The sequence below is a fragment of the Mycobacterium colombiense genome, assembly GCF_001665835.1.
GTDB lineage: Bacteria > Actinomycetota > Actinomycetes > Mycobacteriales > Mycobacteriaceae > Mycobacterium > Mycobacterium colombiense_A.
In genome coordinates, this window is sequence record NZ_LZSX01000062.1 from 26,197 (window position 1) to 53,034 (window position 26,838).

Consider the following 26,838-nt stretch of genomic DNA (forward strand, 5'->3'; position numbering starts at 1 on the left):
CGAATACCCTTCGGGCGGCAGCGGTGCCCCCGAAGGGTATTCGTGCGCTAGCGGTTGCAAGCGGGACGGGCCGCCGCCATCACGCTAAGCCCGGACGTTGGCGGCCAACGCACCGCCGATGTGGTCGGCGGCCACCAATCGCCCGTCTAACAGCGACAGCACCCAGGTGCTGCCCTTGTGGTTACGCGACTTGTCGGGCCGCACGCCATCGCGCTCACACCACCACGCGATCAAGTCCGGAATCACCTTGCCCTGCGTGCAGACAACCGGAGTGCCTTGCTGCTCGGCGATGTCCAACATTCGGTGGCGTCCGCGTTTCGCGTTCTTGGCATAGGCCTCTTCGGTGAGGGTGGGCTCGTTCTGCACGGGCACGCCCAAGTCCTCGGCAAGCGGTTCCACGGTCTGGTGGCAGCGGACGCGGTCGGCCGCATACACGTCCGACGCACCGAAGGCGAGGAGCTGTGGGACCAGCGCCTCGGCCTGCGCGCGGCCCCGTTTGTCCAGCGGTCGCTTGGCATCATCGCCGGAGAAACGCGATTTGCGGCCGGCCGTGCCGTGCCGGACCACCAACACGGTTTGCGTATCGGCGGGCTTTTTATTGAAGTGGCGCAACACTTTTCGGTCTTGGGCGTAGTCGAGCCTCTGCATCGCCTCGGCGAGCGGGAGCCAGAGCAACCGGTCCACTTCGTGGCCCGGCACGAATTCGCCGCCGGTGGCGCGGGCCGCCCAGTAGTAAACCTTTTTGACGCCCTGGTCGATTGGATAGCTCACCAAGTCGAGCCGCCTGCCGAGGATGGCGCGCTGACCCGTCTCCTCGTGCACCTCGCGCACGGCGGCCACCGGGGCCGTCTCGCCGGGGTCCACCTTGCCTTTGGGCAGTGACCAGTCGTCATACCGGGGACGGTGAATGACGGCGATCTCGACGTCGTGGTCGTCCGCGTCGGCATTGCCCGGTCGCCACAGCACCGCGCCGGCGGCATAGACGACTCGGCTTCCGGAGCGCCGAGCGGTGGACGAATTCTGGGTCGGCACCTCAACTCCTGCAGATCAATTCACCTCAGGGCTGCACGCTTGATCACGGTGCGGCCCGGAGAAACAACCGGAAGTCACCGCACGGAGCTAAGGGCTGCGATGGCGCTCCATCAACGATACTTGGTGGTCACGCACGGTATGGCCTTCTTGTGGCGCCGGGGTCCACTGCCCGTCGGGCCCCAGTTCCCAGCAGCGGGTCGACGGATCCAGTGCGGATTCGAACAATTCGTCGAGCTGCGCGGTGAGCTTGGGGTCCTTGACCTGAGCCAGCACCTCCACCCGCCGATCGAGATTGCGGTGCATCATGTCCGCGCTGCCGATCCAGAACTCGTTGATGTTGCGGAAATGGATGATCCGCGAATGCTCCAGGAAGCGGCCGAGAATGGAGCGGACGAAAATGTTTTCGGAGAAACCCTCGGCGCCCGGGCGCAGCGCGCAGATGCCGCGCACCACGACCTCGACCCGCACCCCCGCCTGCGAGGCCCGATACAGCGCGTCGATCACCTGCTCGTCGACAAGCGCATTCATCTTCAGGCGGATGCGTCCGTTGCCGCGTTCGCGGTGCGCTTCGATCTCGCGTTCGACGCGTTCGATGATGCCGGCGCGAATTCCGTGCGGCGCCACCAGCAGATTGCGGTAGGAGACCTTACGCGAATAGCCGGTAAGCGAATTGAACAAATCGGTGAGGTCCGCGCCGATGTCGGGGTTCGCCGTCAGCAGGCCGACGTCCTCATACAGGCGGGCGGTCTTGCTGTTGTAGTTGCCGGTTCCGATGTGGCAGTACCGCCGGATCGCCGAACCCTCGCGCCGCACCACCAAGCAGGTCTTGCAGTGCGTCTTGAGGCCGACGAGCCCGTAGACCACATGCACGCCCGCCTGTTCGAGTGCGCGCGCCCAACGGATGTTGGCCTGTTCGTCGAAGCGCGCCTTGATCTCGACGAGCGCCACGGCCTGCTTTCCGGCCTCGGCCGCTTCGATCAGCGCCCGCACGATCGGCGAATCACCGGAGGTGCGGTACAGCGTTTGTTTGATAGCCAGCACGTTGGGGTCCGCGGCCGCCTGCTGGATGAAGCGCTGCACGCTGGTGGAGAAGGAGTCGTACGGGTGGTGCACGAGGACGTCGCCCTCGCGCAGCGTCGCGAAAATGCTCTTGGGAGATTCGCGGTCGGCGAAGGCGGGGTGGGTGTCCGGCACGAACGCCGGATCCTTGAGCGCCGGCCGGTCCAGGCCGTAGATCTGCCACAGCGACGAAAGGTCGAGCAGGCCCGGCACTTCGATGACGTCACCGGGATGCACGTCGAGTTCGCGCAGCAGCAATTCCAGCATGCCCTCGGTCATGTCGTCGGCGATCTCGAGACGCACCGGCGGGCCGAACCGCCGGCGCGCCAATTCCCGTTCCAGCGCCTGCAACAGATCCTCGTCGCGGTCTTCTTCGACCTCCATGTCGGCGTTGCGGGTGATGCGGAAAGCGTGATGCTCCACGATTTCCATGCCAGGGAACAGCAGCGGAAGGAAGGCCGCGATCAGCTCTTCCATCGGCAGGTAGCGGACGATGGTCCGCCCCGAGCCGTCAGCGCTGTCGATGGCGGGGAGTTCGACGAAGCGATCGACGTTGTTGGGCACCTTGACTCGTGCGAAGTGCTGGCCGCCATCCTCGGGTTGGCGCACCATGACCGCCAGGTTCAGGCTCAGCCCGCTGACGAACGGGAACGGGTGCGCGGGATCGACGGCCAGCGGTGTCAGGACGGGGAAGACCTGTTCGGTGAAATAGGACGACAATTCGTCGCGCTCGGCCTGATCGAGATCGGCCCACGTGACGATGTGGATGCCTTCCTCGGCGAGCGACGGCCGCACCGAATCGAGGAACACCCGCGCATGCCGGGTAGCGATCCGCTGAGTCTGTTCCCCGATCAGGGCAAGCTGCTTGCGCGGCGTCAAACCGTCGGCGGAGCGAACCGACAGCCCCATCTCGTCCCGGCGTTTGAGGCCGGCGACGCGCACCATATAGAACTCGTCGAGGTTGGAGGCGAAGATTGCCAGGAACTTAGCGCGTTCCAGCAGCGGCAACGAGTTGTCGTCGGCCAGCGCCAGCACGCGGGCGTTGAAGTCCAGCCAGCTCAGTTCGCGGTTGAGGTAACGATCATCGGGCAGATCGGTCAGCGCGGCCTGGGTCGCAGCCGGTGGTGCCGCCACGGCCGAGTCGCCTGAATGCCACAAATTCTCGTCGGGTCGCGCCTCAGCTTCGATTTCAGTCACCCTGCGATCATTGCTCATCACGCGCGGGTGCTGCTAGCGCTCGAGGGACATCCATTCGCCGTTGGGACGACGTTCACCCCTCGGACAGATTTGCTCAGGGCGATCAAAATCAGTGCGGAGCGATGGCCCGGGCGGTCGCCGCCCCAACCCCGAGGCGGCGGGCGGCGGCGAGGTCGGTGGGGGTGTCGACGTCGCACCGCAGGCCGGGCCAGGCGCCGGTCAGCTCGATCGCACCCGAACTGCGGTGCCGCGCCGAGGAATCGGACCCGAACCGTGGGTCGAGCGGGCCGCCGAACGCAAACAGTGCGGCGGTGCCCGTCGCCAGCCGGTCGGCGACGAAGCTGCGCCGGTGCTGGCGTGCGGCGGCGATCGCCTCGCTCAGCTCCTGAGTCTGCAGCGCGGGCAAATCACCTTGCAGCGCAACGACATTGGCGAAGGAACTGCCCACCGCGCGCTCCGCGGTGGCGATGGCGTTGTTCAGCGGATCGGGGTGGCCCTCGGGAGTCGGATCGGCGAGCACGTCGGCGCCCAGCTCGGTGGCCGCGGCCGCAGCGGCGTCGTCGGGTGTGATCACGGTGATCGAGCCCAGCGATCGGACACGTCCGGCGGCGGTCAACGTGTCCGTCAACATGGCGAGCACCACGCTTTCCCGGGTGCGCGCCGAGAAGACCGGGGCCAGCCTGGTCTTGGCCGCGGCCAACCTCTTGACGGCGATGATCAATGCCACGTCGCCTGCGCCGTTGACCGCGCCGTCGGCCCATATGCCGCTCATGAGATGTCATCCTGCCAGCGCCGCGCCGCGGATCGCTCGCGAGCCGGCGGCGATTCACCCCCCGCGCGGGACACGCTGGCTCACGTGACGCCCCGTCCGTCGCTGATCTAGGGTGTAGCGGCCGCGCGTGCCGCGTGAGCAACACCGACCACGGACAGGGGGTGGTACATGACCAGCGCATCATCGGGCGCGGTCGCGGTCATGGGTGCCGGGGCGTGGGGAACGGCGCTGGCCAAGGTGCTGGTCGAGGCCGGGGGACCGGAGGCCAGGGTCACGCTGTGGACCCGCAGGCCCGAGCTCGCCGAGCAGATCAATTCCACCCGGTACAACCCCGACTACCTGCCCGGCACGGCCTTGCCGCCGGGCATCCGCGCCACCGCCGACGCCGCCGAAGCGCTGTGCGACGCCCCAACGGTGTTGCTGGGCGTGCCGGCGCAGACGATGCGCGGCAACCTCGAGCGCTGGGCGCCGCTGATTCGCCAGGGCGCGACCCTGGTCAGCCTGGCCAAGGGCATCGAGCTGGGCACGCTGATGCGGATGAGTCAGGTCATCGTCTCGGTCACCGGCGTCGACCCGTCTCAGGTCGCGGTGATATCGGGGCCGAACCTGGCCAGCGAGATCGCCGCATCCCAGCCCGCCGCCACCGTGATCGCGTGCAGCGACTCGGGCCGGGCCGTCGCCCTGCAGCGCATGCTGAACAGCGGATACTTCCGCCCGTACACCAACAGCGACGTGGTCGGCACCGAGATCGGCGGGGCCTGCAAGAACGTCATCGCCCTCGCGTGCGGGATGGCCGTCGGCGTCGGACTCGGCGAGAACACCACGGCAGCGATCATCACCCGCGGCCTGGCCGAGATCATGCGGCTGGGCATCGCGCTCGGCGCCAAGGGCGCGACGCTGGCCGGGCTGGCCGGCGTGGGCGATCTGGTGGCCACCTGCAGCTCACCGCGCTCGCGCAACCGCTCCCTGGGCGAACGGCTCGGCCGGGGAGCGCCCATCCAGTCGCTGCTGGCGGGCACTCCCGACGGCGGCGACGGGCACGTCGTCGAGGGTGTGACGTCCTGCGAGGCGGTGCTGGCGCTGGCCGCCAGTTACGACGTCGAGATGCCCCTCACCGACGCCGTGCACCGCGTATGCCACAAAGGGCTGTCGGTCGACGAGGCGATGGCCCTGCTCCTGGGCCGCAGCACCAAGCCCGAATAAGCGGCGCCGAACATATGAAAAGGCCAGGCAAATGCCCGCCACCCGACCGGTTCGGGCGCCACCCGGTAGCCTCTTGAGATTGTGAATGCCAGCGAGCGGTCGACGCCGCACCCCAGCTCACGGGGTGGCGATCGGGTACGCGTCGCCGTCGTATTCGGCGGGCGCAGCAACGAACACGCCATCTCGTGCGTCTCGGCGGGCAGCATTCTGCGCAACCTGGATCCGGAGCGGTTCGACGTGGTCGCGATCGGCATCACCCCGCAAGGTTCGTGGGTGCTCACCGACGGCGACCCCGCCGCGCTGGCGATCACCAACCGCCAACTGCCCGAGGTGACCGCCGAATCCGGAACCGAATTGGCGCTGCCGGCCGATCCCGGGCGCAGCGGCCAGCTGGTGTCGCTGGCGCCGGGCGCCAGTGAGGTACTGGCGTCGGTCGACGTGGTGTTTCCGGTGCTGCACGGTCCCTACGGCGAGGACGGCACCATTCAGGGTCTGCTGGAACTCGCCGGTGTGCCGTACGTGGGGGCCGGGGTGCTGGCCAGCGCCGCCGGCATGGACAAGGAGTTCACCAAGAAGCTGTTCACCGCCGAAGGATTGCCGGTCGGCGACTATGCCGTGCTGCGGCCGTCGCGTTCGAGTCTGCGCCCCGAGGAGTGCGAGCGGCTGGGTCTGCCGGTGTTCGTCAAACCCGCGCGGGGCGGCTCCTCGATCGGTGTGAGCCGGGTTTCGAGTTGGGATCAGCTGGACGGCGCGATCGCCGCCGCGCGCCGCCACGACCCCAAGGTCATCGTCGAGGCGGCGATCGTCGGCCGCGAGCTGGAATGCGGTGTGCTCGAAATGCCCGACGGCACAGTCGAAGCCAGTACGCTGGGTGAGATCCGGGTGGCCGGGGTGCGCGGTCGCGAGGATTCGTTCTACGACTTCTCCACCAAATACCTCGACGACGCGGCCGAATTGGATGTGCCCGCCAAGGTGGATGACGAAATCGCGGACACGGTACGCCAATTGGCGGTCCGCGCTTTCAGGGCCATCGACTGCCAGGGGCTGGCCCGGGTCGACTTCTTCCTCACCGAAGGCGGGCCGGTGCTCAACGAGATCAACACCATGCCGGGCTTCACGACGATCTCGATGTACCCGAGGATGTGGGCGGCCAGCGGCGTGGATTATGCGACCCTGCTGGCGACGATGGTCGAGACCGCGCGGGCCCGCGGCGTAGGCCTGCGCTAACGGGGCTGGCCCGGGTCGATGGGCACCGCCGGGATGCTGTGGTCGATCACCTCTGATAGCCGCTGGATCGGCGTCGGGCCCGATCCGGTCGGCAGCGTGAGCGCCACATAGGTTCCCCGGTCCACCGCATACCAGGTGGATCTGCCCGCGTCCCCGGCGGACTGCTGTTCGGCACGCACCTGGAACCACTGCACCCGGTCGACGACCTGAATGGGGGATCCGAGGACGAACTCGGCCGGGCGGTCCAGCCCGCAGCGCAGCACCACCGGCTCACTGTCCGGCCCGCTGCGCCAGGCGGCGGCGCCCTGCGGCGCCGGCTGCTCGAGGGGTGCACGCTGGTAGTCGCCGAGCCGCTGCGGCAGCGCGCCCATCAGCGCCCGGCATGCGGAGTCGTCTGCCTGCGGCGCCGGGACCGCGGGAACGGCCACCGCACGCGGGGGTGCCTCGCGGGTGGCCGCGATGGCCAGGATCACGCCGATCGTCGTGACGGCCAGCGCGATCGCGGCGATGATCAGCGCGCGCGGCGGCCCGGCGTCGGCGTCCGATTCGGCTGCCACCGCGCGTACCTCCTTGTCCCGCTAACCACTATCGCCTTCGTTTACCCGGGTGCCAATTTATTCTCGGACCAAACGGGCGCGCGTAGCCCCAGGTTCGTCCGGCGCGGTCCGAGCGACAGCACGAGCCCTATCGTGGGTGGCGTGCAAGAGGAATCGGGCCAGTCGCTGCAGCAACTCGGCGAGTTCGCTGTGATCGACCGCCTGGTGCGAGGTCGCGAGCAGCCCGCCGCGGTCGTGCTCGGGCCGGGGGACGATGCGGCGCTGGTGTCGTCGGGTGACGGCCGCGTCCTGGTGTCGACCGACATGCTGGTGCAGGATCGGCACTTCCGGCTGGACTGGTCGACGCCGCACGACATCGGGCGCAAGGCGATCGCGCAGAACGCCGCGGATATCGAGGCGATGGGCGGGCGGCCAACGGCCTTCGTGGTCGCCTTCGGCGCGCCCGGGGACACGTCGGCGGCGAAGGTGGATGCCCTGGTCGACGGGATGTGGGACGAGGCGCGGCGGATCGGTGCCGGTATCGCCGGCGGTGACCTGGTCCATTGCCCGCAATGGGTCATCTCGGTGACCGTGCTGGGCGACCCGGACGGGCGTGCACCGGTGCGGCGCTCGGGCGCGAAGCCCGGCGCGCTGATCGCCGTCGCCGGCGAGTTGGGCCGCTCGGCCGCAGGATTCGATTTGTGGGGCAACGGCATTGACGGTTTCGATGGGCTACGGCGCCGGCATGCGGTGCCGCAGCCGCCCTACGGTCAGGGGGCGGTGGCCGCGGCCGGGGGTGCGCAGGCGATGATCGACACCTCCGACGGCCTGATCGCCGATCTGCGTCATGTCGCCGAGGCGTCGGGGGTGGGCATGGATCTGTCCACGGCGGCGCTGGGCGCGGACCGCGATGCGCTTGCCGCCGCCGCGGCCGCCGTCGGCGCCGATCCCTGGCATTGGGTGCTGGGCGGTGGGGAGGACCACGCCCTGGTGGCGTGTTTCGCCGGTCCGGCGCCGGCCGGATGGCGCATCATCGGGCGGGTTCTCGACGGGCCGGCCCGGGTGCTGGTCGACGACCAGGAGTGGAGCGGCCACGCCGGCTGGCAGTCGTATTAGGGTGACGCGGTGACCGTTTACGCGATCGCGAAGAGCCGATGATGACCGCGCGCCCGTTGGGTGAACTGGTCGAGGCGGGCTGGGCGAGTGCGCTGCAGCCGGTGGCCGACAAGGTGGCCGGGATGGGGCAATTCCTGCGGGCCGAGATCGCGGCCGGGCGCAGGTATCTGCCGGCGGGGCCGAATGTCTTGCGCGCCTTCACCTATCCCTTCGACGACGTCAGGGTGTTGATTGTCGGGCAGGACCCGTACCCCACGCCCGGACACGCTGTGGGGCTGAGCTTTTCGGTGGCGCCCGAGGTGCGGCCACTGCCGCGCAGTCTGGCCAACATCTTTCAGGAGTACACCGCGGACCTGGGCCATCCGTCGCCCTCGTGCGGTGACCTGACGCCCTGGGCGCAGCGCGGCGTGCTGCTGTTGAACAGGGTGCTCACTGTGCGCCCCAGTAATCCCGCCTCGCACCGCGGCAAGGGCTGGGAGGCGGTGACCGAATGCGCCATCCGGGCGCTGACGGAGCGGTCGCGTCCGCTGGTGGCGATCCTGTGGGGTCGCGACGCGTCGACACTCAAACCTATTCTCGCCCAAGGAAATTGCGTCGCCATCGAGTCGCCGCATCCGTCGCCGCTGTCGGCGTCGCGCGGGTTCTTCGGTTCGCGCCCGTTCAGCCGCGCCAACGAACTGCTGGCCGAGATGGGCGCCGACGCGGTCGATTGGCGGCTGCCGTGACCGAGATGACCGCGCTGCGGGCGCACCGGCGAGGCGGCCCTGAGCAGCTGGTGCTCGAACGGGCGCCGATGCCGGTGCCGGCCGCGGGCGAGGTCTTGGTGGCCGTGCACGCGGCCGGGATCACCTTCGACGAGCTGACGTGGGACGAGACCTGGATCCGCGACGGGGCCAGCCGCGTCCCGGTGATCCCGTCACACGAGGTATCGGGCGTCGTCAAGGAGGTTGCCGCCGACGTCACGGATTTCGCGCCCGGCGCCGAGGTGTACGGGTTGATCGGGTTCGACCGCGACGGTGCCGCGGCCGAATTCGTTGCGGTACCCGCGACCGGCCTGGCCATCAAGCCGTCGACGGTGTCGCACGCCGTGGCCGCCGCGCTGCCGCTGGCCGGCCTGACCGCCCGGCAGGCGTTGGTCGACCACGCCGCGGTGCAACCGGAAGAGGCGGTCCTGGTGACCGGAGGTGCCGGGGGAGTGGGGCTGTTGACGGTCCAGCTGGCCGCGATGCTGGGCGCCCGGGTCACCGCGACCGTGCGCAGCGACACCGCCAATCTCCTGCGCGGGTGCGGCGCGCAGCGCGTGATCGACGTGCGCACCGAGGCATTCGACGAAACCGGCGCCGGTTACGACGTCGTCATCGACACGGTGGGCGGCGAGATGTTGGAGCGGTCGTTCGGCGTGCTGCGCCGCGGCGGCCGGCTGGTCACCTTGTCGGCGCCGCCCCCGGCCGGCAGGGCCGACGAGTTCGGCGTCACCGCAACCTTCTTCATCGTCACGCCGAATCGCGATCAGCTTGACGAACTCGCCGCGCTGGTCGACAGCGACCGGTTGCACGTCGCGATCGCCCAGACGTTCGGCCTCGACGACGGCCGGGAAGCGTATGAAAGCCGCGACAACGGCACGCGCGCCGGCAAGACGGTCCTCATCGTGCGGGACTAACAGCAGTCCCAGAGTCGGGCGGCGAGCGGCGTCACGAGTCCGCGAAATTGACGTCCTTCGTGACGGCCTTCCACTCCTCGATCGATGCGGACATCGCAGTGATCTTGTCCCGCATGGCCTTCAGCACGTCGCGGCCCAGCAGCAGCCGCAGCGGCGGCTCGTCGAGCGTGGTCACCATCAGCACCGCGTCGGCCACCTTCTTCGGGTCGCCCGGCAGGTGATCGGCGAACTGCTTGATCAGGTCCTTGCGCGCGGCCACGTCGGCGTAGTCGGAGATCGGGCTGCGGGATTCCTTCATCGATCGTGTCGCCCAGTCGGTACGGAACGCGCCGGGCTCGATCGCGGTCACCTTGATGCCCAGCGGGCGTACCTCGGCGGCCAGCGCTTCGGTCACCGCCTCGAGTGCGAACTTGGTCGACGAGTAGTAGGCGTTGGGCGGGTTGGCCACCAGACCGGTCATCGAGGAGATGTTGATGATGTGCCCCGACCCGCGGGCGCGCATGGCCGGCAGCACCGCCTTGATCATGTCGACGGCACCGAAGTAGTTGACGTCGAACAACTTTCGCACCTCGGCGTCCTCGCCCTCTTCGACCGAGGACAGGTAGCCGTGGCCGGCGTTGTTGACCAGGACGTCGATCCCGCCGAATGCCTGGTCGGCCGCCGACACCGCCGCGGCGATCTGGGCGGCGTCGGTCACGTCGAGGGCCACGGGCAGGGCCCGATCCCCGAACTCGTCGGCGATGTCGCGCACCGCCTCGGGCCGCCGCGCGGTCACCACCACGCTGTGGCCGGCCTGCAGCGCGGCGCGCGCGATCTCGCGACCAAAGCCGGTGGAGCATCCCGTGATCAGCCAGCGCGCCATCGTCAGATCGTCCCTTCCGGCAGGCGGCGCAGATAGGCCGTGCGCCGCTGCGCCAGCTCGGTGGCCCGCTGCTGCTCGCTCACCCGCGGCAGGTGCGGCACCTCGGCGTCGAGCCGGTCCAGCTTCATCACCCGCCCGCGCGCACCGAGGTCTTCCCGCGGACCCCCGTCGCCGAACTCCGCCATGCGCAGGGTCAAGATGGCCTCCCGCAAGCCGTCGGAGTCGATCCAGTTCGCCACGCCGGGATCGACGGGTGAGATCACATAGGTGTACGAGCCGTCCTCGTTGGGCACCGACTGCGCCTTGTTGAGGCTGCCGGTGCGGTCGACGAGATCGAGCGTGGTGCCCCAGATGTTGCTCAGCGGCACCGTGAAGTATTCGGCGCCACCGTCGTTCAGGTCGACGACGAAAGCCTCGTCGGGGGCCAGATCGAACCGGCCCATGACGTAGACCTGGTTGCGCATCGCGCCGACCTTGTCGGCCGACCAGGCCAGGTTGAAGTGGTTGGCCGGCATCTTGTAGATGCCGTGGCTGAGCTTGCCGGTGAAGTTCGCGAAGTAGTCCATCATCGCCGCGGTGGCCTCGGCCTGCTCGTCGAGCGTGCGTGCCGGGGTGGCCGGCGGGCCGCCCAGCCGTTGCACCTCAATGTGATTGGGGTCGTCGCGGCCCCAGTCCAGCAGCACGTCGCGGATGTAGAACTCGTGGGCTTCCGCCGTCGTCTGCACGTGGTTGGACCGGCCGTTGGCGGGGTCGGCGTCGACGGTGATGGTGTAGCTGCCATCGGAGTCGACCTGCATGGTGCGGCCGTTGAGCACGGCGACGGTGCCCATGTGCGCGTCCCACAGCGTGAAGTAATTCTCGGTCATGCGGTGTTCGCCGACCCGGCCGTGGATTTCGTAGCGCTCGTCGCCCGAGATCGGGATCACCCGGTACACGCTGTCGGGATTGTCGATGCCCCAACGTGATCCGGGGATGCGGCGGCCGTCCACCGGGTGTGCGAGCCGGGTGGTGCAGCTGACTTTGGGCCGCAGCTTGTCCTGATTGGACGACCACACCGCCGCCGAGAACATCACCTCGGCGAACGCGTCGTCGAACCGTTCGCGCATCGCGTCCGACGCCTGGGCCCGGCCCAGCCAGGTCTCGGCCACGGTTCGGTAGGCGGCCTTCACTTCTGGGTGCTCGATCAGGTCGAGGGCCGCCAGCTCCTGTTCGTGCTGGGACGCCGTCGCGATCGGGTCATCAGGCATGTGCTGTTCCTCCGATGTGCTGTCCGAAACGCCTGTTGTACACCGCGAATCGCTCGTCGACCTGCTCGGGGCGTAGGCCGTAGTTCTCCAGCCCGTACGGCGGGCGCGGCAGCTCCCGGGGGCGGTGCGCCAGCCGGTGCCGCATCGCCTCCTCGGCGTCTGCCGTCAGCGCCAGACCGATGGCGTCGTACACGCGGGCCGCCTGACCGATCGGGTCGGCCACCGCCTCGTCGAATCCGATGTCGGTGACCACGGCATCCTCATCAGGCCAGCCGTCGCGGATCGTCATCGCCCGATCATTGGTCCAGCCCGTCCGCTGCAGCCATTGCGCACCGACCCGGTCCGCGTCGACGGTATCGGCGTGCATCGCGTGCAGCGTCGCGTTGAGGCTGGCCCCCGACGCGATCGTGGTGCGCGGGTCACGGTGCATGTGCACGATGTGCAGGTCGGGAAACCGTGTCCGCAGGAGATTCAGATACCCAAGGTGCGCAGGCGATTTGAGCACCCAGCGCCGGCCCTGCACGCCACGCTGCCGTTTCTGCCACTGCAGGAACTGCAGCATGCGGTGCAGATAGTCGTAGGCGGGGGAGAAGTCCTGTTCGTCCAGCCAGGACCGGTAGTGCGGCAGGTGCGCGCCCGACTCCGGAACGTGGGACAGGAACGCGTCGGCCAGAAAGACGATCTCCTCCTCGGCCTCCCGCGCGTACATCGGGTGGATGGAGAACAATTCGGGTGCCAGTTCGCGGGACTTCGCTTCGCGCGCTTCGCTGATCGCGATGCGCGGATCGGCGGCCTCGGTGAACCGATGGTCCAGCCGCGGTGCGGCCTCGACGACTTCCCAGCCGTAGGCGCACACGAAGCGCGGGTCGGCGGCCAGCAGCCGCTGCAACAGCGTGGTGCCGCTGCGCATCATCCCGACGACGACGATCGGCGCGGCCACCCGCTCGTCGAGGATCTCCGGGTGCCGGCGGATCCACTCCTGTGTGCGCAGCCTCATGCGCAGGCTGTGCACGAGGCCCGAGCGCAGGATGTGCGCGCCGATGGCGTTGAGATCCGCGCGAGCATAGTCGGCCAGCAACACCGCCAGCGGGCCCTCGAATTCGCCTGGGCCCCAATCGGTCAGCGACTCCTTGCGTTGCGCGTCGGCCAGCACGGCGGCCGGGTCGAACGGGCCGACGGACGCGCTCGCGGATGACACGGGTCAGAACTTCAGATGCCGGCTGACGTCGCCGACCTGGTCGACGAACATGGTGCGGCTGTCGAAGCACCAGGCCCCGTCCACGCGGTGAAACGTGTCCTTGTAGTGCCCGGTCACGATGACCTGCAGCGGCAGTTCCGGGGTGGCTTGCGTGACGCAATAGTACGAGGTGCTCCGCGCGGTCCCGGCCGCCTCGTCGATGTAGAGCTGCACGTTGGTCGTGTTGTGTTTGGTCTTCGGGGTGCCGTCTTCGTAGATCCGGGTGGCCATGTCATACATCTCCCGCACCCGGGCGGAACCGGCGAACACCGTCTCGGGCGGGCCGTCCTGGATCCCGCAGATGCGGCCGTGCTCGAAGAGCCGGGCCACCCCGTCCAGGTCGCCGCCGTCGAGAAGCTGCGCATAGGTGTAGATGAGGTTGGTGATCTCGGTGGCGCTGTCACTCATGTCGAACCGCCTCGGGAGTCTTCCGCTCTGTTCCGCAACAATGTTGGCAGAACCGGTCCAACTTACATAGAACCGACCATTACTCTGGATCGCCGTGACCTTACCGTGGACGCCGAGCAGGCTCGGCAACCTCACCGGCAAACGCGTGATCGTGACCGGAGCGACCAACGGCGTCGGGCTCGGCACCGCGCGGGCGCTCGCCAAAGCCGGCGCGCACGTGATCCTGGCCGTGCGCAACACCCAACTCGGGGAGCAACGCGCCGCAGAAATCTCCGCAATGGGTGGCTCGACCGCCGTGGTCAAGCTCGACCTCGCCGACCAGTCGTCGGTGCGCGCGTTCGCGGGCCTGATCGACGAGCCGGTGGACATCCTGGTCAACAACGCGGGGGCCCTGACCGACCGGCGCACCGAGACGGTCGACGGCTTCGAGATGACGCTGGGCACCAACCTGCTCGGGCCCTTCGCCCTGACCAATCTGCTGCTGGGAAAGGTGCGCTCGCAGATCATCAACGTCGGCTCCGACGCGCACCGGTCGGCGACGCTGCGGCTCGACGACCCGCACCTGCGTCAGCACAAGTGGACGCGGTTGGGCGCCTACGCGCAGTCGAAGCTCGCGGTCATGCTGTGGGGGCTGGAGCTGGACCGCAGGCTGCGCGCGGCCGGATCGCCGATCGTCACGCAGCTCACCCACCCGGGCTGGGTGGCCTCCAACCTGTCGAACCTCGGCGACTCGCCGCTGATGTCGCTGGCCCACAAGGGGGTCAAGGCGGTGGCCGACCGGTTGGCCAACGACATCGACGAAGGTGCGGCGCCCACGCTCTACTGCATCAGCGAGCCGATTCCGCCGGGCAGCTACGTCGGGGTCAGCGGCAGGTTCGGGCTTCGCGGCGGCCCGGTGCTGATCGGCCGCACACAGCTGGCATGCGATTACGACACTGCCGGGCGCTTGGTGGGCTTCGCCGAGCACGAGACCGGCACGACACTGGAGGTGTAGTCATGGGTGAATTCGACAACACGGTTGCCGTGATCACCGGCGCCGCGCGCGGCCAGGGCCGCAGCCACGCCGTGGCGCTGGCCGAGCAGGGCGCCGACATCATCGCCGTCGACATCTGCGCCGATCTCGAGGCGATTCCCTACGCCCTGGGGACCGAATCCGAGCTCGCCGAGACCGTGCAGCTGGTCCAGGCCGCCGGGCGCAAGGCGGTCTCCGTCGCCGCGGACGTCCGCGACCTCAAGGGGCTGCAGGCCGGGGTGCGGGCCGGCGTCGACGAGCTCGGCGATATCGACGTCGTCGTCGCCAATGCCGGGGTGGTGGCCATCGGGGTCACCGACCCCGAGGCCGAGCCGGTGTTCAACACGATCGTCGACACCAACCTCAAGGGCGTGTGGCACACCCTGCTGTCGACGGTTCCCTCGATCGTGCGCAAGGGCCGCGGCGGCTCGGTGGTGCTGGTCAGCTCGTCGCAAGGCCTGACCGGCCGCGGCGGCGACGGCAGCGCGGCGATGTTCGCCTACGCCGCGTCCAAACACGGGGTGGTGGGGCTGATGCGGTCGGCGGCGAATGCCTATGCGCCGCACAAGATTCGGGTCAATTCGATACATCCGGGCGGTGTTGCGACGCCGATGATCCTCAACGATTTCGTGGTGAACCGGATGCTGGAGAACCCCAACCCGGCGCTGTCGCAGACGTTGCTACCCGACGCGCCGTTGGTCGAGGCGCAAGACGTCACCGAAGCGGTGCTCTGGCTTGCCGGACCACGGTCGCGCTACATCACCGGTGCGGCGATACCGGTGGACGCCGGCCACGTCGCCATGTGACGACGGCTGCTCTTGCCCGATGGTGACGACCCGTCCCCCGAAAGCGGGAGGTACCCCCAGCGCCCGGCGGGAATGTTGCTGCCGCGTGTGCGGCAGCGCCACTAGCCCCGGACGACCTTGCCGGCCTTGATGCAGGACGTGCAGACGTTCAGACGCTGCTTGTTGCCGCCCGGACGGGTGACGACGTGCACGGTCTGGACGTTGGGATCCCACCGGCGGCTGGTGCGGCGGTGGGAGTGCGACACCGACTTACCGAAGCCGGGGCCTTTCCCGCAGATGTCGCACACAGCGGCCATTGTTCAAGCTCCTCAAATCTCGGGGGTCCGGCAATCCGGCCGGGACAGCCCAGGTTCGCCCGGGCCCAACCAGAATACCGACTGTGGTGGCAACCACCAAAACGGTCACCACCGGCTGACCCCGCGGTTACGTGGGGTCGCGCCGGGTCGGCTGTGTGCTGGGACCCCTCGCACCGTCGACATGCAGTCGATCACAGTTGCCGGTCGGATCAGGGTTGCTCGGGCAAACCGCCGCTAGGATGGCGTCGCCGCCGATGGTCGGCGCGGTCCCGTGTCAGACGTGGACGGCGCGCTGGCCGTGGCTGAAGTTTTCTTCCCGGTGGTGCCGGCCCGCGCGATGTTGCGGATGAGGCTGGGAAGCAATATCGGCAGGCTTGAGGGGAGTGCGCGGAGTGTTTGCGCGCGCCGAAAACACCGCTGGTTCCGCCCGCGTCGAAAGCCGACGTGGCTGTCCGGCGGGCGTACGACGGTTGGCATCGCGGTTGCGACGGGTCGCGACGGCTTATCTGGTAGTGACGGCGCTGGGCAGCATCGCTATAGGCGGTACCTCGGGTAACACCCCGGCCGGCGGCTTCGGGCCGGGCCCGAAAGCGTCGTGGTCCGGCCGAGCCGGTGCCGCGGCGTCTTGGTGGCAGCCCGATGGTCGTCGTGCTGCGGTGCACGAGGCCGCTGCCGCCCCGCGCGGGATCGACCTGCGACAGGTGGCTTTCGACGGTCGGGGAGCGTGGCCGGACGGACCGGAGGCCGTCCGCGCCTACCTGGAAGAAGCGCTGACGCGGATAGGCATTACCGACGCGCCGGCCCGCGGCCATTGGATCGAGGGAATGATGACGATCGCCGATCACGAGGCCCAGTTCCACGCGAACGCCATCAACCTGTCGGACAGCAACGCCTACGGGCCGGCCCAACTCGACGGAGGCCCGCTGCACGCGACCCGGGGCCCGTGGCAGGTGATGCCGGATACCTTCGCGGCTTTTCACCAGGCGGGGACGTCGAACTCGGCATGGGATCCGGTGGCCGCCGCGTGCGCGTCGATCAACTATCAGATGAGTCGCTACGGGGTCAGCCGCGACGGCAGCAATCAGCGGATGCTCGTGGGGCAAGCCAATCCCGGTATCAGGCAGGGCTATTAAACCCGTCCGCGGTTTATTCTTGCGAGGGTGAATGGCGTCGAGGACCACCTCGATCAGATGGATCTGATACTCGCTGCTCAGGCTTTCGCAACGGCGCGGAGCAACTGAACGCAGCGGCTGCATCGCACGGCTACGCTGGCGCCCACCCCGGAATTGGCGCGGAGGAGGTGGGTCACCCTGGGCACTGCTGACACGTCGCAGGATCGTCTGCTCGATGCGATCACCTTGCGCGACTGGGCGCACACCGCCGTCAGCGACCTGATCACGCACATCGACGAGATCAACCGGCTCAACGTCTTCCCCGTCGCCGACTCCGACACCGGCGCCAACATGCTGTTCACCATGCGATCGGCGCTGGCCGAGGCCAAGGCGGGCGCCGAGGGCTCGACCTGCGTGGCGCGGGCCGCGGCGGCGCTGTCGGCCGGCGCGCTGAACGGCGCGCGCGGCAATTCCGGGGTGATCCTGTCGCAGATCCTGCGGGGCATCGCCGACGCCACCGCGACCGCCGCGGCCGCCGCCGGCGGCGAGCTGGCCCACATCGACGTCGTCGTCCTCGGTGCGGCGCTGCAGCGTGGCGTGGAGCTGGTGATCAGTTCGATGGGCGGTGAGGAGGTCCCCGGGACCATCGTCTCGGTGCTGCGGGCGGCCGCCGGTGCGGTAGCGCAGTGCGCCGGGGACGGGCTGGTGCCGGCGGTCATCGCCGCCGGTGACGCGGCGGTGGTGGCGCTGGAAAAGACCCCCGAACAGCTCGAAGTGCTGGCCGACGCGGGCGCCGTGGACGCCGGCGGGCGCGGTCTGCTGGTCCTGCTGGACGCGTTGCGATCCACTATCACCGGGCAAGCGCCGGCCCGCACGGTGTACGAGCTGTCGCCGCGCGCGCCCCAGCCGGAGGCGGCCCCGCAGCGCCCGGCGCCCCAGTTCGAGGTGATGTACCGGTTGGACGGCTGCGAGCCCACGGCGGCGGACACGCTGCGCGACCGGCTGGGGGAGCTGGGTGATTCGGTGGGCATCGCCTCGGCGCCGTCGTCGGCGCAGCGGTCGTACTCGGTGCACGTGCACACCGACGACGCCGGCGCCGCCGTGGAGGCGGGACTGGCGGCCGGGCGGCTCAGCCGAATCGTCATCTCGGCGCTGAGCTCCGGCACCCCCGGGCTGCCCACCGGCGGCTGGACGCGGGAGCGCGCGGTGCTGGCCGTGGTCGACGGCGACGGCGCAGCCGACCTGTTCGCCGGCGAGGGCGCCTGCGTGCTGCAGCGCGACCCCGGGCACGATCCCGTCACCAACATCAGCGCGCACCAGCTGATGCGGGCCGTCGTCGACACCGGCGCCGCCCAGGTGATGGTGCTGCCCAACGGCTATGTGGCGGCCGAGGAGCTGGTGGCCGGCTGCACCGCGGCCATCGGCTGGGGGATCGACGTGGTGCCGATCCCGACCGGGTCGATGGTGCAGGGGCTGGCCGCGCTGGCGGTGCACGAAACCGACCGGCAGGCGGTGGACGACGGCTACACCATGGCCCGCGCCGCCGGTGCGGCGCGGCACGGCTCGGTGCGCATCGCCACCGAGAGCGCGTTGACCTGGGCGGGGCGCTGCCGCCCGGGCGACGGCCTGGGGATCGCGGGCGACGAGGTGCTGATCGTGGCCGCGGACGCCGTCGGGGCGGCGATCGGCCTGCTCGATCTCCTGCTGGCCTCCGGCGGGGACCTGGTGACGGTGCTGTTGGGCGCCGGCGTCGACACCGACGGCGACGCCGGGGCCGTCGGCGACATCCTGGAAGAGCACATGCACGACCACCACCCCGGAACCGAACTGGTCACCTACCGCACCGGCCACCACGGTGACGCGCTGCTGATCGGGGTCGAGTAGCGATGGTGTCGCTGAGCGACCGGCTGGACTTCGTCGTGGGCGCCAAGGCCGCCGACTCCCTCGACGAGGTGTTCGGCATCCGGACCGTCGACGACCTGCTGCGCCACTACCCGCGCAGCTACACCGAGGGCGCCAGTCGGTGGGAAGGCGACGGCGAGCGACCCGAAACGGGCGAGCACATCACCATCATCGACACGATCGCCGAAACCAAGACGTTCCCGATGAAGAAGACGCCGAAGAAAATGTGCCACCGCATCACGCTCGGCGCCGGGCGCGGCAAGGTGACCGCGACGTTCTTCAACGCGAATTACCTGAAGAAGGACCTGGTTAAGGGCGCCAAGGTGATGCTCTCCGGCGAGGTCGGATTCTTCAACAACGTGATGCAGTTGACGCACCCGGCGTTCCTGATCCTCGACTCCCCGGATGGACGCAACCGCGGGACCCGGTCTCTGAAGAACATCGCCGACGCGTCGGGCGCGACCAGCGGCGAAGAATTGCTGGACGCCTACGAACGCCACTTCTTCCCGATCTATCCGGCCAGCACGAAACTGCAGAGCTGGGACATCTTTTCGTGCGTGCGCCAGGTGCTCGACGTGCTCGATCCGGTGCCGGATCCGCTGCCCGAGGAACTGCGCGCGAAGCTCGGCCTGGTGTCCGAAGACGAGGCGTTGCGCGACATCCATCTGGCCGAGAGCGAGCCGCGGCGGCAGCGGGCCCGGGAGCGCCTCACCTTCGACGAAGCCGTCGGCCTGCAGTGGGCGCTGGTGGCCCGCCGCCACGGCGAGCTGTCGGAGTCGGGCCCGCCCGCACCGCCGCGTCCGGACGGTCTGGCCGCAGAACTGTTGGGGCGGTTACCCTTCGAGCTGACCGCGGGGCAGCGCGAAGTGCTCGGTGTGCTGTCCGACGGGCTCGCGGCGACCCGCCCGCTGAACCGCCTGCTGCAGGGCGAGGTGGGTTCCGGCAAGACGATCGTCTCGGTGCTGGCGATGCTGCAGATGGTCGACGCCGGCTATCAGTGCGCGCTGCTGGCGCCGACGGAAGTGCTTGCCGCGCAACATCTCCGGTCGATTCGCGACGTGCTCGGCCCGTTGGCGATGGCGGGCCAGCTCGGGGGCGCCGACAACGGCACCCGGCTGGCGCTGCTGACCGGTTCGATGACGGCCGCCCAGAAGAAGCAGATCCGCGCCGAGATCGCCGGCGGTGAGGTCGGCATCGTCGTCGGCACCCACGCGCTGCTGCAGGACGCGGTGGAATTCGACAACCTGGGCATGGTGGTGGTCGACGAACAGCACCGCTTCGGTGTCGAGCAGCGAGATCAGTTGCGCGCCAAGGCCCGTCCTGGCGTGACACCGCATCTGCTGGTGATGACGGCGACGCCGATCCCGCGCACCGTCGCGCTCACCGTCTACGGCGATCTGGAAACCTCGACGCTGCGCGAACTTCCGCGCGGCCGCCAGCCCATCACCAGCAACGTCATCTTCGTCAAGGACAAGCCCGCGTGGCTGGACCGGGCTTGGCAGCGCATCACCGAGGAGGTGGCCGCCGGCCGCCAGGCCTACGTGGTGGCGCCGCGCATCGACGAGAGCGACGACCCGGGCGATCAGGAGCAGAACGCCAAGGCGCCGGAGACCGCCGAGGGCCTGTACGCCCGGCTGCGCTCGGGGGAGCTGGCGAGCCTGCGGCTGGGTCTGATGCACGGGCGGCTGTCGGCGGAGGAGAAGGACGCCGCGATGACGGCCTTCCGGGCCGGCGAGGTCGATGTTCTGGTGTGCACCACCGTCATCGAGGTGGGCGTCGACGTACCCAACGCCACCGTCATGCTGGTGATGGACGCCGACCGGTTCGGGATCAGTCAGTTGCATCAGCTGCGCGGCCGGATCGGCCGCGGCCAGCATCCGAGCCTGTGCCTGTTCGCCAGCTGGTCTGCGCCGGGTTCGTCGGCCGGCCGGCGGCTGAGCGCGGTGGCCGGGACGCTGGACGGCTTCGCCCTGGCCGACCTCGACCTCAAGGAACGTCGAGAGGGAGATGTGTTGGGCCGCAACCAGTCCGGCAAGGCGATCACGCTGCGGCTGCTGTCGCTGGCCGACCATCAGGAATTCATCGAGGCGGCCCGGGACTTCTGCGTCCGGGCCTACACCGACGACCGCTCCCACCCCGGCTTGGCCGTGCTGGCAGCGCGATTCACCGATACCGACCGCATCGAATATCTGGACAAATCTTGAACCGCAAAGTGCTGCTGTGGCTGGCCGCGGCGGCCGCGCTCGCGCTGCTGGTGGCCTACCAGACGGTGGGCTCCTCGACGGCCCGGGATTCGGCCGAATACGCCGCGCGCGCTGACGTTCCGACGGTGCAGCCCGGCACCGACGTGCTCGCGGGCGTCGCCGTCGTGCCGCTGCGCCAGCACCGCTACGACTACCTGCGGTCGGCGTTCGGCGACGCCTGGGACGACGACAACGATGCGCCGATGGGGCACAACGGATGTGACACCCGCGACGACATCCTCAACCGCGATCTTGTCGACAGGACGTATGTGTCGGTCAAGCGGTGTCCGGACGCGGTGGCCACCGGCACGCTGCACGACCCGTACACCAACAAGACCATTGCGTTCCAGCGCGGGCCAAAGGTCGGCGAATCCGTTCAGATCGACCACATCGTCCCGCTCGCCTACGCCTGGGACATGGGCGCCAGCGGCTGGCCCGCCCCCGAGCGGCTGCGTTTCGCCAACGATCCGGCCAACCTGCTGGCCGTCGACGGGCAGGCCAATCAGGACAAGGGCGATTCGCCGCCGGCGCAATGGATGCCGCCGAATGGGGCGTTCGCATGCCAGTACGCCATGCAGTTCATCGCGGTGCTGCGCGGCTACGCGCTGCCGGTGGACCAGGCGTCGACCGGCGTGCTGCGGCAGGCCGCGACGACCTGCCCGACGGGATAGCGGGCTACGAGCCCGTGTAGGTCTCCGGGTCCGGGCGCAGCCGGGTGCCGTCGTTGAGGCTGTTGATCGCATCCATGTGCTCGTCGGCCAGCTCGAAGTCGAACACGTCCAAGTTGGAGGCGATGTGCTCGGCGTTGGCCGACCGGAAGACGACCGCGTTGCCCAGCTGCAGGTTCCACCGCAGCAGCACCTGCGAGGCGGTCTTGCCGTATTCGCCTGCGACCGAATTCACCGTCGCGTTGTCGTTCAGCTTGCCCAGCGCCAGCGGCGTGTAGGACTGCGTGAGCACGTTGTGCTCGGCGTTGGTCTTGCGCAGCGCTTCCTGGTTGAGCAGCGGGTGCAGCTCGATCTGGTTGACCGCGGGGGTGACGAAGGTGAGATCGATGACCGTCGTCAGTTGCTCGTCGGTGAAGTTGGAGACGCCGATCGAGCGGGCATGACCATTCCCGCGCGACTGGATCAGCCCGCCGAAGGAGTTGACGTACGTCCCCAGCGACGGGGCGGGCCAGTGGATCAGGTAGAGGTCGACGTAGTCCAGGCCGAGGCGCTCGAGGCTGGCGCTGCACGCGTCCATCGCCCCCTTGAAACCCTGGTCGGGGGTCGCCAGCTTGGTGGTGACGAACAGCTCCGCGCGGGGAATGCCGGAGGCGGCGATCGCGCGCCCGACTGCGGCTTCATTCCCGTAGACCGCGGCGGTGTCGATCAGCCGGCAGCCGATTTCCAGCGCCACCGACACCGCGCGTTCGGTCTCGTCGTCCGACAATTCCGCGACGCCCAGGCCCAGGGCCGGGATCGTGTTTTCGTCGTTGAGAGCAATTGAGGGTAAGGCGGAGCCCGACTCGCCGGCCAATTCATTCACCTGCCTGTGACATTGAAGGTTCGAGATTGTGCACCGAGCCGGGTTCCGTCATCGGGCGAGAGATCAGCGCCGTTCGGCGCCGGTTCGAGGCGCTCGGTTCGATATTGAACACGTCGAAGTTGCTCGCAATCCGATGACAGCTCACCGACTTGGGGATCACGATATTACCGAGTCAGTAAATGCAACCTAATCAGCACCTGGGCAGGTGTCTATCCGCGCCTTCTGTATCGAGTACGCCACCCCGTACAGTTAGTCGCGCGGCACACCGGAATCGGCAGCCGCTCGGCCGGTCTTGCGTATGACGCGGGGGCGGGCGGCGATGTCGATTCGCCGGCAACCGACGACGGCGGCGCTGACCGCCCGTTTGGTGGCCGCCGGGGCCGGCAAGCCTTGAGGCGATGGGTAGCGGTAACCGAATAACCGTTCGTCGTTGAGCGTTAGCACGTGTTGTTTAAGGGGGTTGCCCATGACCAGGCCTCTGTCTGGCGCACCGGAGCTCGAGTTCGGAGCCGACCGCGCCTCGCTGCCGCTGGTCAGTCGCATCCAGGGCGCCGTCACCAGCGTCGGGGCCAAGGTCATCCCGTGGATCCCGACCGCCATCAGACGAGGGCTGGTCCGCGGCCGTTCGGTCATCATCGACGGCAACACGCTGGATCCGACGTTGCAGCTGATGCTGTCGGGCCTGCGCGCCGTCGGCATCGACGGGCTGGTGGTGGACGACGACCCGCAGGCGTCGCGCGCGCAGATGCGCGAGTCGACCGTCGGATTCGCCGGTCCGCAGATCCACGTCGACGTGGACGAGCTGTCGCTGCCCGGCCCGGCCGGCGACATCCCGGCCCGCCACTACCGTCCGGCGGGCGGCGAGGCGGCGCCGCTGCTGGTCTTCTATCACGGCGGGGGCTGGTCGATCGGCGACCTGGACACCCACGACGCCCTGTGCCGGCTGACTTGCCGCGACGCCGGCATCCACGTGTTGTCGATCGCCTACCGGCTGGCCCCCGAGCACCCGGCACCGGCCGCGATCGAGGACGCCTACGCGGCCTTCACCTGGGCCTACCGGCACGCCGAAGAGCTGGGCGGGACCCCGGGGCGGGTCGCGGTCGGCGGCGACAGCGCCGGCGGCAACCTGGCCGCCGTCGTCAGCCAGATGGCGCGCGACGAGGGCGCCCCGGCACCGGTGCTGCAGTGGCTGATCTATCCGCGCACCGACTTCACCGCGCAGAACCGGTCGCTGACCCTGTTCTCGCGCGGCTTCGTGCTGACCAAGCGGGACATCGACTGGTTCGAATCGCAGTATCTGCGGCGTTCGGAGCTCGACCGCACCGATCCGCGGGTATCCCCGGCGCTGGCCGAATCGCTGACCGGCCTGGCTCCCGCGCTGATCGCGGTCGCAGGCTTCGATCCGCTGCGCGACGAGGGCGAGAGCTACGCCGAGGCGCTGCGGGCCGCCGGGGTCGCGGTGGACCTGCGGTACCTGGGTTCGCTGACCCATGGCTTCGCCAATCTCTTCCAGCTGGGCGGCGACAGCATGGTCGCGACCAGCGAGCTGATTTCGGCCCTGCGCGCACACCTGAGCCGGGTCTGATTCCTTGAGCGGCCCGCGCCGGTAATCTAGAGGCGCTTTGTCCGATCGCTTTGTCCGCAACCGGACAGACCGACAACTCGTACCGAAAGATCAGGGAACCTGTGGCCGACAAACCCAAACGTCCCCCGCGATTCGACATGAAGTCGGCCTCCGGCGGTAAGTCGAGCCGGCTCGTCCAGATCGGCGGCACCGCATTCGTGGTGATCTTCGCGGTCGCGCTCGTCTTCTACATCGTGACGTCGCACCACAAGAAGACCGGCCCCACCGGCGCGGGCGACACCGTCCGGGTGACGTCGAGCAAGCTGGTCACCCAGCCGGGCAGCAGCAACCCCAAGGCCGTGGTGACGTTCTACGAGGACTTCCTGTGCCCGGCGTGCGGCAACTTCGAGCGCACCTTCGGCCCGACGGTGTCCAGGCTCATCGACCTCGGCGCCATCGCCGCCGACTACTCCATGGTGTCGATCCTCGACAGCTCGCGGAACCAGAACTATTCGTCGCGCGCGGGGGCGGCGGCGCTATGCGTCGCCGACGAATCCCAGGACGCGTTCCGGCGCTTCCACTCCGCGCTGTTCAGCACCGACATCCAGCCGAGCGAAACCGGCAAGACCTTCCCCGACAACGCGCGGCTGATCGAACTCGCCCGCGAGGCCGGGGCGGCGGGCAAGGTGCCGGACTGCATCAACAGCGGCAAGTACCTGTCCAAGGTCACCGGCGAAGCGGCGACCGCGCACATCAACGCCACGCCGACCATCAAGATCAACGGTGACGACTACGACCCGTCGACGCCCGATGCGCTGGTCAACAAGATCAAGGAGATCGTGGGAAACATCCCGGGCATCGACGGCGCGGTCGCGCCGGCATCCATGTGACCGGTGCGGTGTCCACAGCAGCTGCCGAATCCACCGGCGACCTGATTCCGGATACGTCGCCGGCGCCGCGAGTGCCGGCGCTCAGCGCCTGGTGGGTGCTGATCGCCGGCCTGATCGGCCTGGTGGCGTCGATGACGCTGACGGTCGAGAAGATCGACATCCTGGAAAACCCGTCGTACGTGCCGTCCTGCAACATCAACCCGATCCTGTCCTGCGGCTCGGTGATGATCACGCCGCAGGCGTCGCTGCTGGGCTTCCCCAACCCGCTGCTGGGCCTGGTGGCTTTCACCGTGGTGGTCGTCACCGGGCTGCTGGCGCTGACGAAAGTGGCTCTGCCGCAATGGTATTGGGTGGGGTTGACGGTCGGGGTGCTGGTCGGTGCGGTGTTCGTGCACTGGCTGATCTTCCAGAGCCTGTATCGCATCAACGCGCTGTGCCCGTACTGCATGGTGGTCTGGGCGGTCACCATGTCGCTGCTGGTGGTGGTCGCCTCGATCGCCTATCGCCCGGCGCTGGAAGACCGCAAGACCGGCCCGGCGTGGCTGCTCTTCCAATGGCGGTGGTCGATCGCCGCGCTCTGGTTCACCGCGGTGTTCCTGCTGATCATGGCGCGGTTCTGGGACTACTGGTCGACGCTGCTGTAGGTAGCTGCAGGTGACCCGGATCATTGGCGGCGCCGCGGGGGGCCGTCGCATCGCGGTCCCGCCGCGCGGCACCAGGCCCACCACCGACCGGGTCCGCGAGTCGCTCTTCAACATCCTGACCGCGCGCCTGGAGCTGACCGGGCTCAGCGTGCTGGATCTCTACGCCGGCTCGGGCGCACTGGGATTGGAGGCGCTTTCCCGCGGCGCCGCCGCCGCGCTCTTCGTGGAGTCCGACCCGCGCACCGCATCCGTCATCGCGCGCAACATCGAAACCCTAGGCCTGCCCGGCGCGACGCTGCGCCGGGGAGCCGTGGCGACCGTGCTGGCGGCCGGGACCGCGGCCGCATTCGATCTGGTGCTGGCCGACCCGCCGTACGACGTCGACGCCGCCGAGGTCGAGTCCGTGCTGGCCGCGTTGCCCGCGCACGGCTGGGTGCACCGGGGCAGCGTCGCGGTGCTGGAGCGGGCGGCCGGCGGCGCGCCGCTGAATTGGCCGGCCGGTTGGTCCGTGTGGCCGCAACGTGTTTACGGCGACACCCGTCTGGAGCTGGCCGAGCGTCAGTGAGGCGGGCGTGTACCGTCATTCGTCATGGCGCCGCTCCTCAGCATCGCTTCGCTCTGCATCGTCTCGGCGCGCGTCATGGCGAGACCACCCCTGCACATCGGAGCGCCCGCATGACCGGCGCGGTGTGCCCGGGTTCGTTCGACCCGGTGACGTTGGGCCACATCGACGTCTTCGAGCGCGCGTCGGCTCAGTTCGACGAGGTGGTGGTGGCGATCCTCACCAACCCCGCCAAAAAGGGCATGTTCGATCTGGACGAACGGATCGCGATGATCAACGAATCGACGACGCACCTGCCCAACCTGCGGGTGGAAGCCGGGCAGGGCCTGGTGGTGGATTTCGCTCGGTCGCGCGGCATGACCGCCATCGTCAAGGGGCTGCGCACCGGCACCGACTTCGAATACGAGCTGCAGATGGCGCAGATGAACAAGCATGTCGCGGGCGTGGACACCTTTTTCGTCGCCACCGCCCCGCGCTATTCGTTCGTGTCGTCCTCGCTGGCCAAAGAGGTCGCGATGCTCGGCGGTGACGTGTCGGAACTGCTGCCCGAACCGGTCAATCGTCGCCTGCGCCAAAGGATTTCGGATAAGTCCTGACCCGGTTGCCCGCCGCCGAAAGCCATGCGCGGCAATCGGTTTGACGAGGCCGGCGGCGGCCTGAGTAGCCGGGCGTGCAGTGGGTACCCGATGGTGTCGAGTTCTCCGTCGATTACCCGTGAGTC

26 protein-coding genes are annotated in these 26,838 nt (G+C 68.9%); 16 read left to right on the forward strand and 10 right to left on the reverse strand.

The window, feature by feature from the left end:
* Nucleotides 1-84: 84 nt before the first annotated feature.
* The 3 genes from A5760_RS11885 to cofC all read right to left on the reverse strand — a co-directional run bounded on the left by A5760_RS11885 (nucleotide 85) and on the right by cofC (nucleotide 4,060).
* Nucleotides 85-1,032, reverse strand: coding sequence for an NUDIX hydrolase (locus A5760_RS11885; protein ID WP_064880894.1), 948 nt, complete (start codon nucleotides 1,030-1,032; stop codon nucleotides 85-87).
* Nucleotides 1,033-1,119: 87 nt separating this feature from the next.
* Nucleotides 1,120-3,309: an RNA degradosome polyphosphate kinase gene (locus A5760_RS11890; RefSeq protein ID WP_064880896.1), complete on the reverse strand. Its 2,190-nt coding sequence runs from the start codon at nucleotides 3,307-3,309 to the stop codon at nucleotides 1,120-1,122.
* Between the two features lie 88 nt (nucleotides 3,310-3,397).
* Nucleotides 3,398-4,060: a 2-phospho-L-lactate guanylyltransferase gene (gene cofC, locus A5760_RS11895; RefSeq protein WP_064880898.1), complete on the reverse strand. Its 663-nt coding sequence runs from the start codon at nucleotides 4,058-4,060 to the stop codon at nucleotides 3,398-3,400.
* Between the two features lie 168 nt (nucleotides 4,061-4,228).
* Between cofC and A5760_RS11900 the strand changes: the two genes are divergently transcribed.
* Together A5760_RS11900 and A5760_RS11905 are read left to right on the forward strand one after the other, a co-directional pair.
* Complete coding sequence (locus A5760_RS11900) at nucleotides 4,229-5,263, forward strand: NAD(P)H-dependent glycerol-3-phosphate dehydrogenase (protein ID WP_064880900.1); 1,035 nt, start codon at nucleotides 4,229-4,231, stop codon at nucleotides 5,261-5,263.
* 81 nt (nucleotides 5,264-5,344) lie between these two features.
* Complete coding sequence (locus A5760_RS11905; protein ID WP_064880902.1) at nucleotides 5,345-6,490, forward strand: D-alanine--D-alanine ligase family protein; 1,146 nt, start codon at nucleotides 5,345-5,347, stop codon at nucleotides 6,488-6,490.
* Here the strand turns inward: A5760_RS11905 and A5760_RS11910 are convergent.
* On the reverse strand, nucleotides 6,487-7,047 hold the full coding sequence (locus A5760_RS11910; RefSeq protein ID WP_064880904.1) for a DUF3515 domain-containing protein: 561 nt from the start codon (nucleotides 7,045-7,047) through the stop codon (nucleotides 6,487-6,489). The two genes, A5760_RS11905 and A5760_RS11910, sit on opposite strands and share 4 nt — an antisense overlap.
* Nucleotides 7,048-7,179: 132 nt before the next feature.
* On the opposite strand from A5760_RS11910, the gene A5760_RS11915 reads away from it, so the two are divergent.
* Genes A5760_RS11915 through A5760_RS11925 form a run of 3 tightly spaced genes read left to right on the forward strand, consistent with a single transcriptional unit; the run spans nucleotide 7,180 to nucleotide 9,802 of the window.
* Nucleotides 7,180-8,142, forward strand: a complete 963-nt coding sequence (locus tag A5760_RS11915) for a thiamine-phosphate kinase (RefSeq protein ID WP_064880906.1) — start codon at nucleotides 7,180-7,182, stop codon at nucleotides 8,140-8,142.
* Between the two features lie 41 nt (nucleotides 8,143-8,183).
* Complete coding sequence (locus A5760_RS11920; RefSeq protein WP_064880955.1) at nucleotides 8,184-8,867, forward strand: uracil-DNA glycosylase; 684 nt, start codon at nucleotides 8,184-8,186, stop codon at nucleotides 8,865-8,867.
* A 5-nt stretch (nucleotides 8,868-8,872) separates the two neighbouring features.
* Nucleotides 8,873-9,802, forward strand: a complete 930-nt coding sequence (locus A5760_RS11925; protein ID WP_064880957.1) for an NADP-dependent oxidoreductase — start codon at nucleotides 8,873-8,875, stop codon at nucleotides 9,800-9,802.
* Nucleotides 9,803-9,833: 31 nt separating this feature from the next.
* On the opposite strand, the gene A5760_RS11930 is transcribed toward A5760_RS11925, so the two are convergent.
* From A5760_RS11930 to A5760_RS11945, 4 genes are read right to left on the reverse strand one after another with little or no spacing between them, the layout of a single operon-like run.
* Nucleotides 9,834-10,664: an oxidoreductase gene (locus tag A5760_RS11930; RefSeq protein WP_064880908.1), complete on the reverse strand. Its 831-nt coding sequence runs from the start codon at nucleotides 10,662-10,664 to the stop codon at nucleotides 9,834-9,836.
* A 2-nt stretch (nucleotides 10,665-10,666) separates the two neighbouring features.
* On the reverse strand, nucleotides 10,667-11,911 hold the full coding sequence (locus tag A5760_RS11935; protein ID WP_064880910.1) for a hypothetical protein: 1,245 nt from the start codon (nucleotides 11,909-11,911) through the stop codon (nucleotides 10,667-10,669).
* Entirely contained in the window at nucleotides 11,904-13,109 is a 1,206-nt protein-coding gene (locus A5760_RS11940; protein ID WP_064880912.1) for a sulfotransferase family protein, read from the reverse strand. The genes A5760_RS11935 and A5760_RS11940 overlap by 8 nt, the downstream gene beginning before the upstream one ends.
* A 3-nt stretch (nucleotides 13,110-13,112) precedes the next feature.
* Nucleotides 13,113-13,556, reverse strand: a complete 444-nt coding sequence (locus A5760_RS11945; RefSeq protein WP_064880914.1) for a nuclear transport factor 2 family protein — start codon at nucleotides 13,554-13,556, stop codon at nucleotides 13,113-13,115.
* A gap of 94 nt (nucleotides 13,557-13,650) precedes the next feature.
* On the opposite strand from A5760_RS11945, the gene A5760_RS11950 reads away from it, so the two are divergent.
* On the forward strand, nucleotides 13,651-14,550 hold the full coding sequence (locus tag A5760_RS11950; RefSeq protein WP_064880916.1) for an SDR family NAD(P)-dependent oxidoreductase: 900 nt from the start codon (nucleotides 13,651-13,653) through the stop codon (nucleotides 14,548-14,550).
* A 2-nt stretch (nucleotides 14,551-14,552) separates the two neighbouring features.
* Nucleotides 14,553-15,374: a mycofactocin-coupled SDR family oxidoreductase gene (locus tag A5760_RS11955; RefSeq protein ID WP_064880918.1), complete on the forward strand. Its 822-nt coding sequence runs from the start codon at nucleotides 14,553-14,555 to the stop codon at nucleotides 15,372-15,374.
* A 101-nt stretch (nucleotides 15,375-15,475) separates the two neighbouring features.
* On the opposite strand, the gene rpmB is transcribed toward A5760_RS11955, so the two are convergent.
* Complete coding sequence (gene rpmB / locus A5760_RS11960) at nucleotides 15,476-15,670, reverse strand: 50S ribosomal protein L28 (RefSeq protein WP_046185726.1); 195 nt, start codon at nucleotides 15,668-15,670, stop codon at nucleotides 15,476-15,478.
* A gap of 656 nt (nucleotides 15,671-16,326) precedes the next feature.
* Here rpmB and A5760_RS11965 point away from each other — a divergent pair.
* From A5760_RS11965 to A5760_RS11980, 4 genes are all read left to right on the forward strand, one after another.
* Nucleotides 16,327-16,803 (forward strand): transglycosylase SLT domain-containing protein, encoded by a 477-nt coding sequence (locus tag A5760_RS11965; protein ID WP_064880920.1) that lies wholly within the window; start codon nucleotides 16,327-16,329, stop codon nucleotides 16,801-16,803.
* Nucleotides 16,804-16,980: 177 nt separating this feature from the next.
* On the forward strand, nucleotides 16,981-18,666 hold the full coding sequence (locus A5760_RS11970) for a DAK2 domain-containing protein (protein WP_155764307.1): 1,686 nt from the start codon (nucleotides 16,981-16,983) through the stop codon (nucleotides 18,664-18,666).
* 2 nt (nucleotides 18,667-18,668) lie between these two features.
* The gene (gene recG, locus A5760_RS11975; RefSeq protein ID WP_064880922.1) at nucleotides 18,669-20,888 is read left to right on the forward strand and encodes an ATP-dependent DNA helicase RecG; all 2,220 of its coding nucleotides are present in this window, start codon (nucleotides 18,669-18,671) and stop codon (nucleotides 20,886-20,888) included.
* The gene (locus A5760_RS11980) at nucleotides 20,885-21,598 is read left to right on the forward strand and encodes an HNH endonuclease family protein (RefSeq protein ID WP_064880924.1); all 714 of its coding nucleotides are present in this window, start codon (nucleotides 20,885-20,887) and stop codon (nucleotides 21,596-21,598) included. The genes recG and A5760_RS11980 overlap by 4 nt, the downstream gene beginning before the upstream one ends.
* A 4-nt stretch (nucleotides 21,599-21,602) precedes the next feature.
* On the opposite strand, the gene A5760_RS11985 is transcribed toward A5760_RS11980, so the two are convergent.
* The gene (locus A5760_RS11985) at nucleotides 21,603-22,448 is read right to left on the reverse strand and encodes an aldo/keto reductase (RefSeq protein WP_064880961.1); all 846 of its coding nucleotides are present in this window, start codon (nucleotides 22,446-22,448) and stop codon (nucleotides 21,603-21,605) included.
* Nucleotides 22,449-22,923: 475 nt separating this feature from the next.
* Between A5760_RS11985 and A5760_RS11990 the strand changes: the two genes are divergently transcribed.
* From A5760_RS11990 to coaD, 5 genes are all read left to right on the forward strand, one after another.
* Nucleotides 22,924-24,042, forward strand: a complete 1,119-nt coding sequence (locus tag A5760_RS11990) for an alpha/beta hydrolase (protein WP_064880926.1) — start codon at nucleotides 22,924-22,926, stop codon at nucleotides 24,040-24,042.
* Between the two features lie 101 nt (nucleotides 24,043-24,143).
* Nucleotides 24,144-24,911 (forward strand): DsbA family protein, encoded by a 768-nt coding sequence (locus A5760_RS11995; protein ID WP_064880963.1) that lies wholly within the window; start codon nucleotides 24,144-24,146, stop codon nucleotides 24,909-24,911.
* Complete coding sequence (locus A5760_RS12000) at nucleotides 24,908-25,555, forward strand: vitamin K epoxide reductase family protein (RefSeq protein ID WP_064880928.1); 648 nt, start codon at nucleotides 24,908-24,910, stop codon at nucleotides 25,553-25,555. Before A5760_RS11995 ends, A5760_RS12000 begins: the two co-directional genes overlap by 4 nt.
* A gap of 10 nt (nucleotides 25,556-25,565) precedes the next feature.
* Nucleotides 25,566-26,120: a 16S rRNA (guanine(966)-N(2))-methyltransferase RsmD gene (rsmD, locus tag A5760_RS12005; protein WP_064880930.1), complete on the forward strand. Its 555-nt coding sequence runs from the start codon at nucleotides 25,566-25,568 to the stop codon at nucleotides 26,118-26,120.
* Nucleotides 26,121-26,230: 110 nt separating this feature from the next.
* Nucleotides 26,231-26,713, forward strand: a complete 483-nt coding sequence (gene coaD, locus A5760_RS12010; RefSeq protein ID WP_064880932.1) for a pantetheine-phosphate adenylyltransferase — start codon at nucleotides 26,231-26,233, stop codon at nucleotides 26,711-26,713.
* The last annotated feature ends 125 nt before the right edge of the window (nucleotides 26,714-26,838 follow it).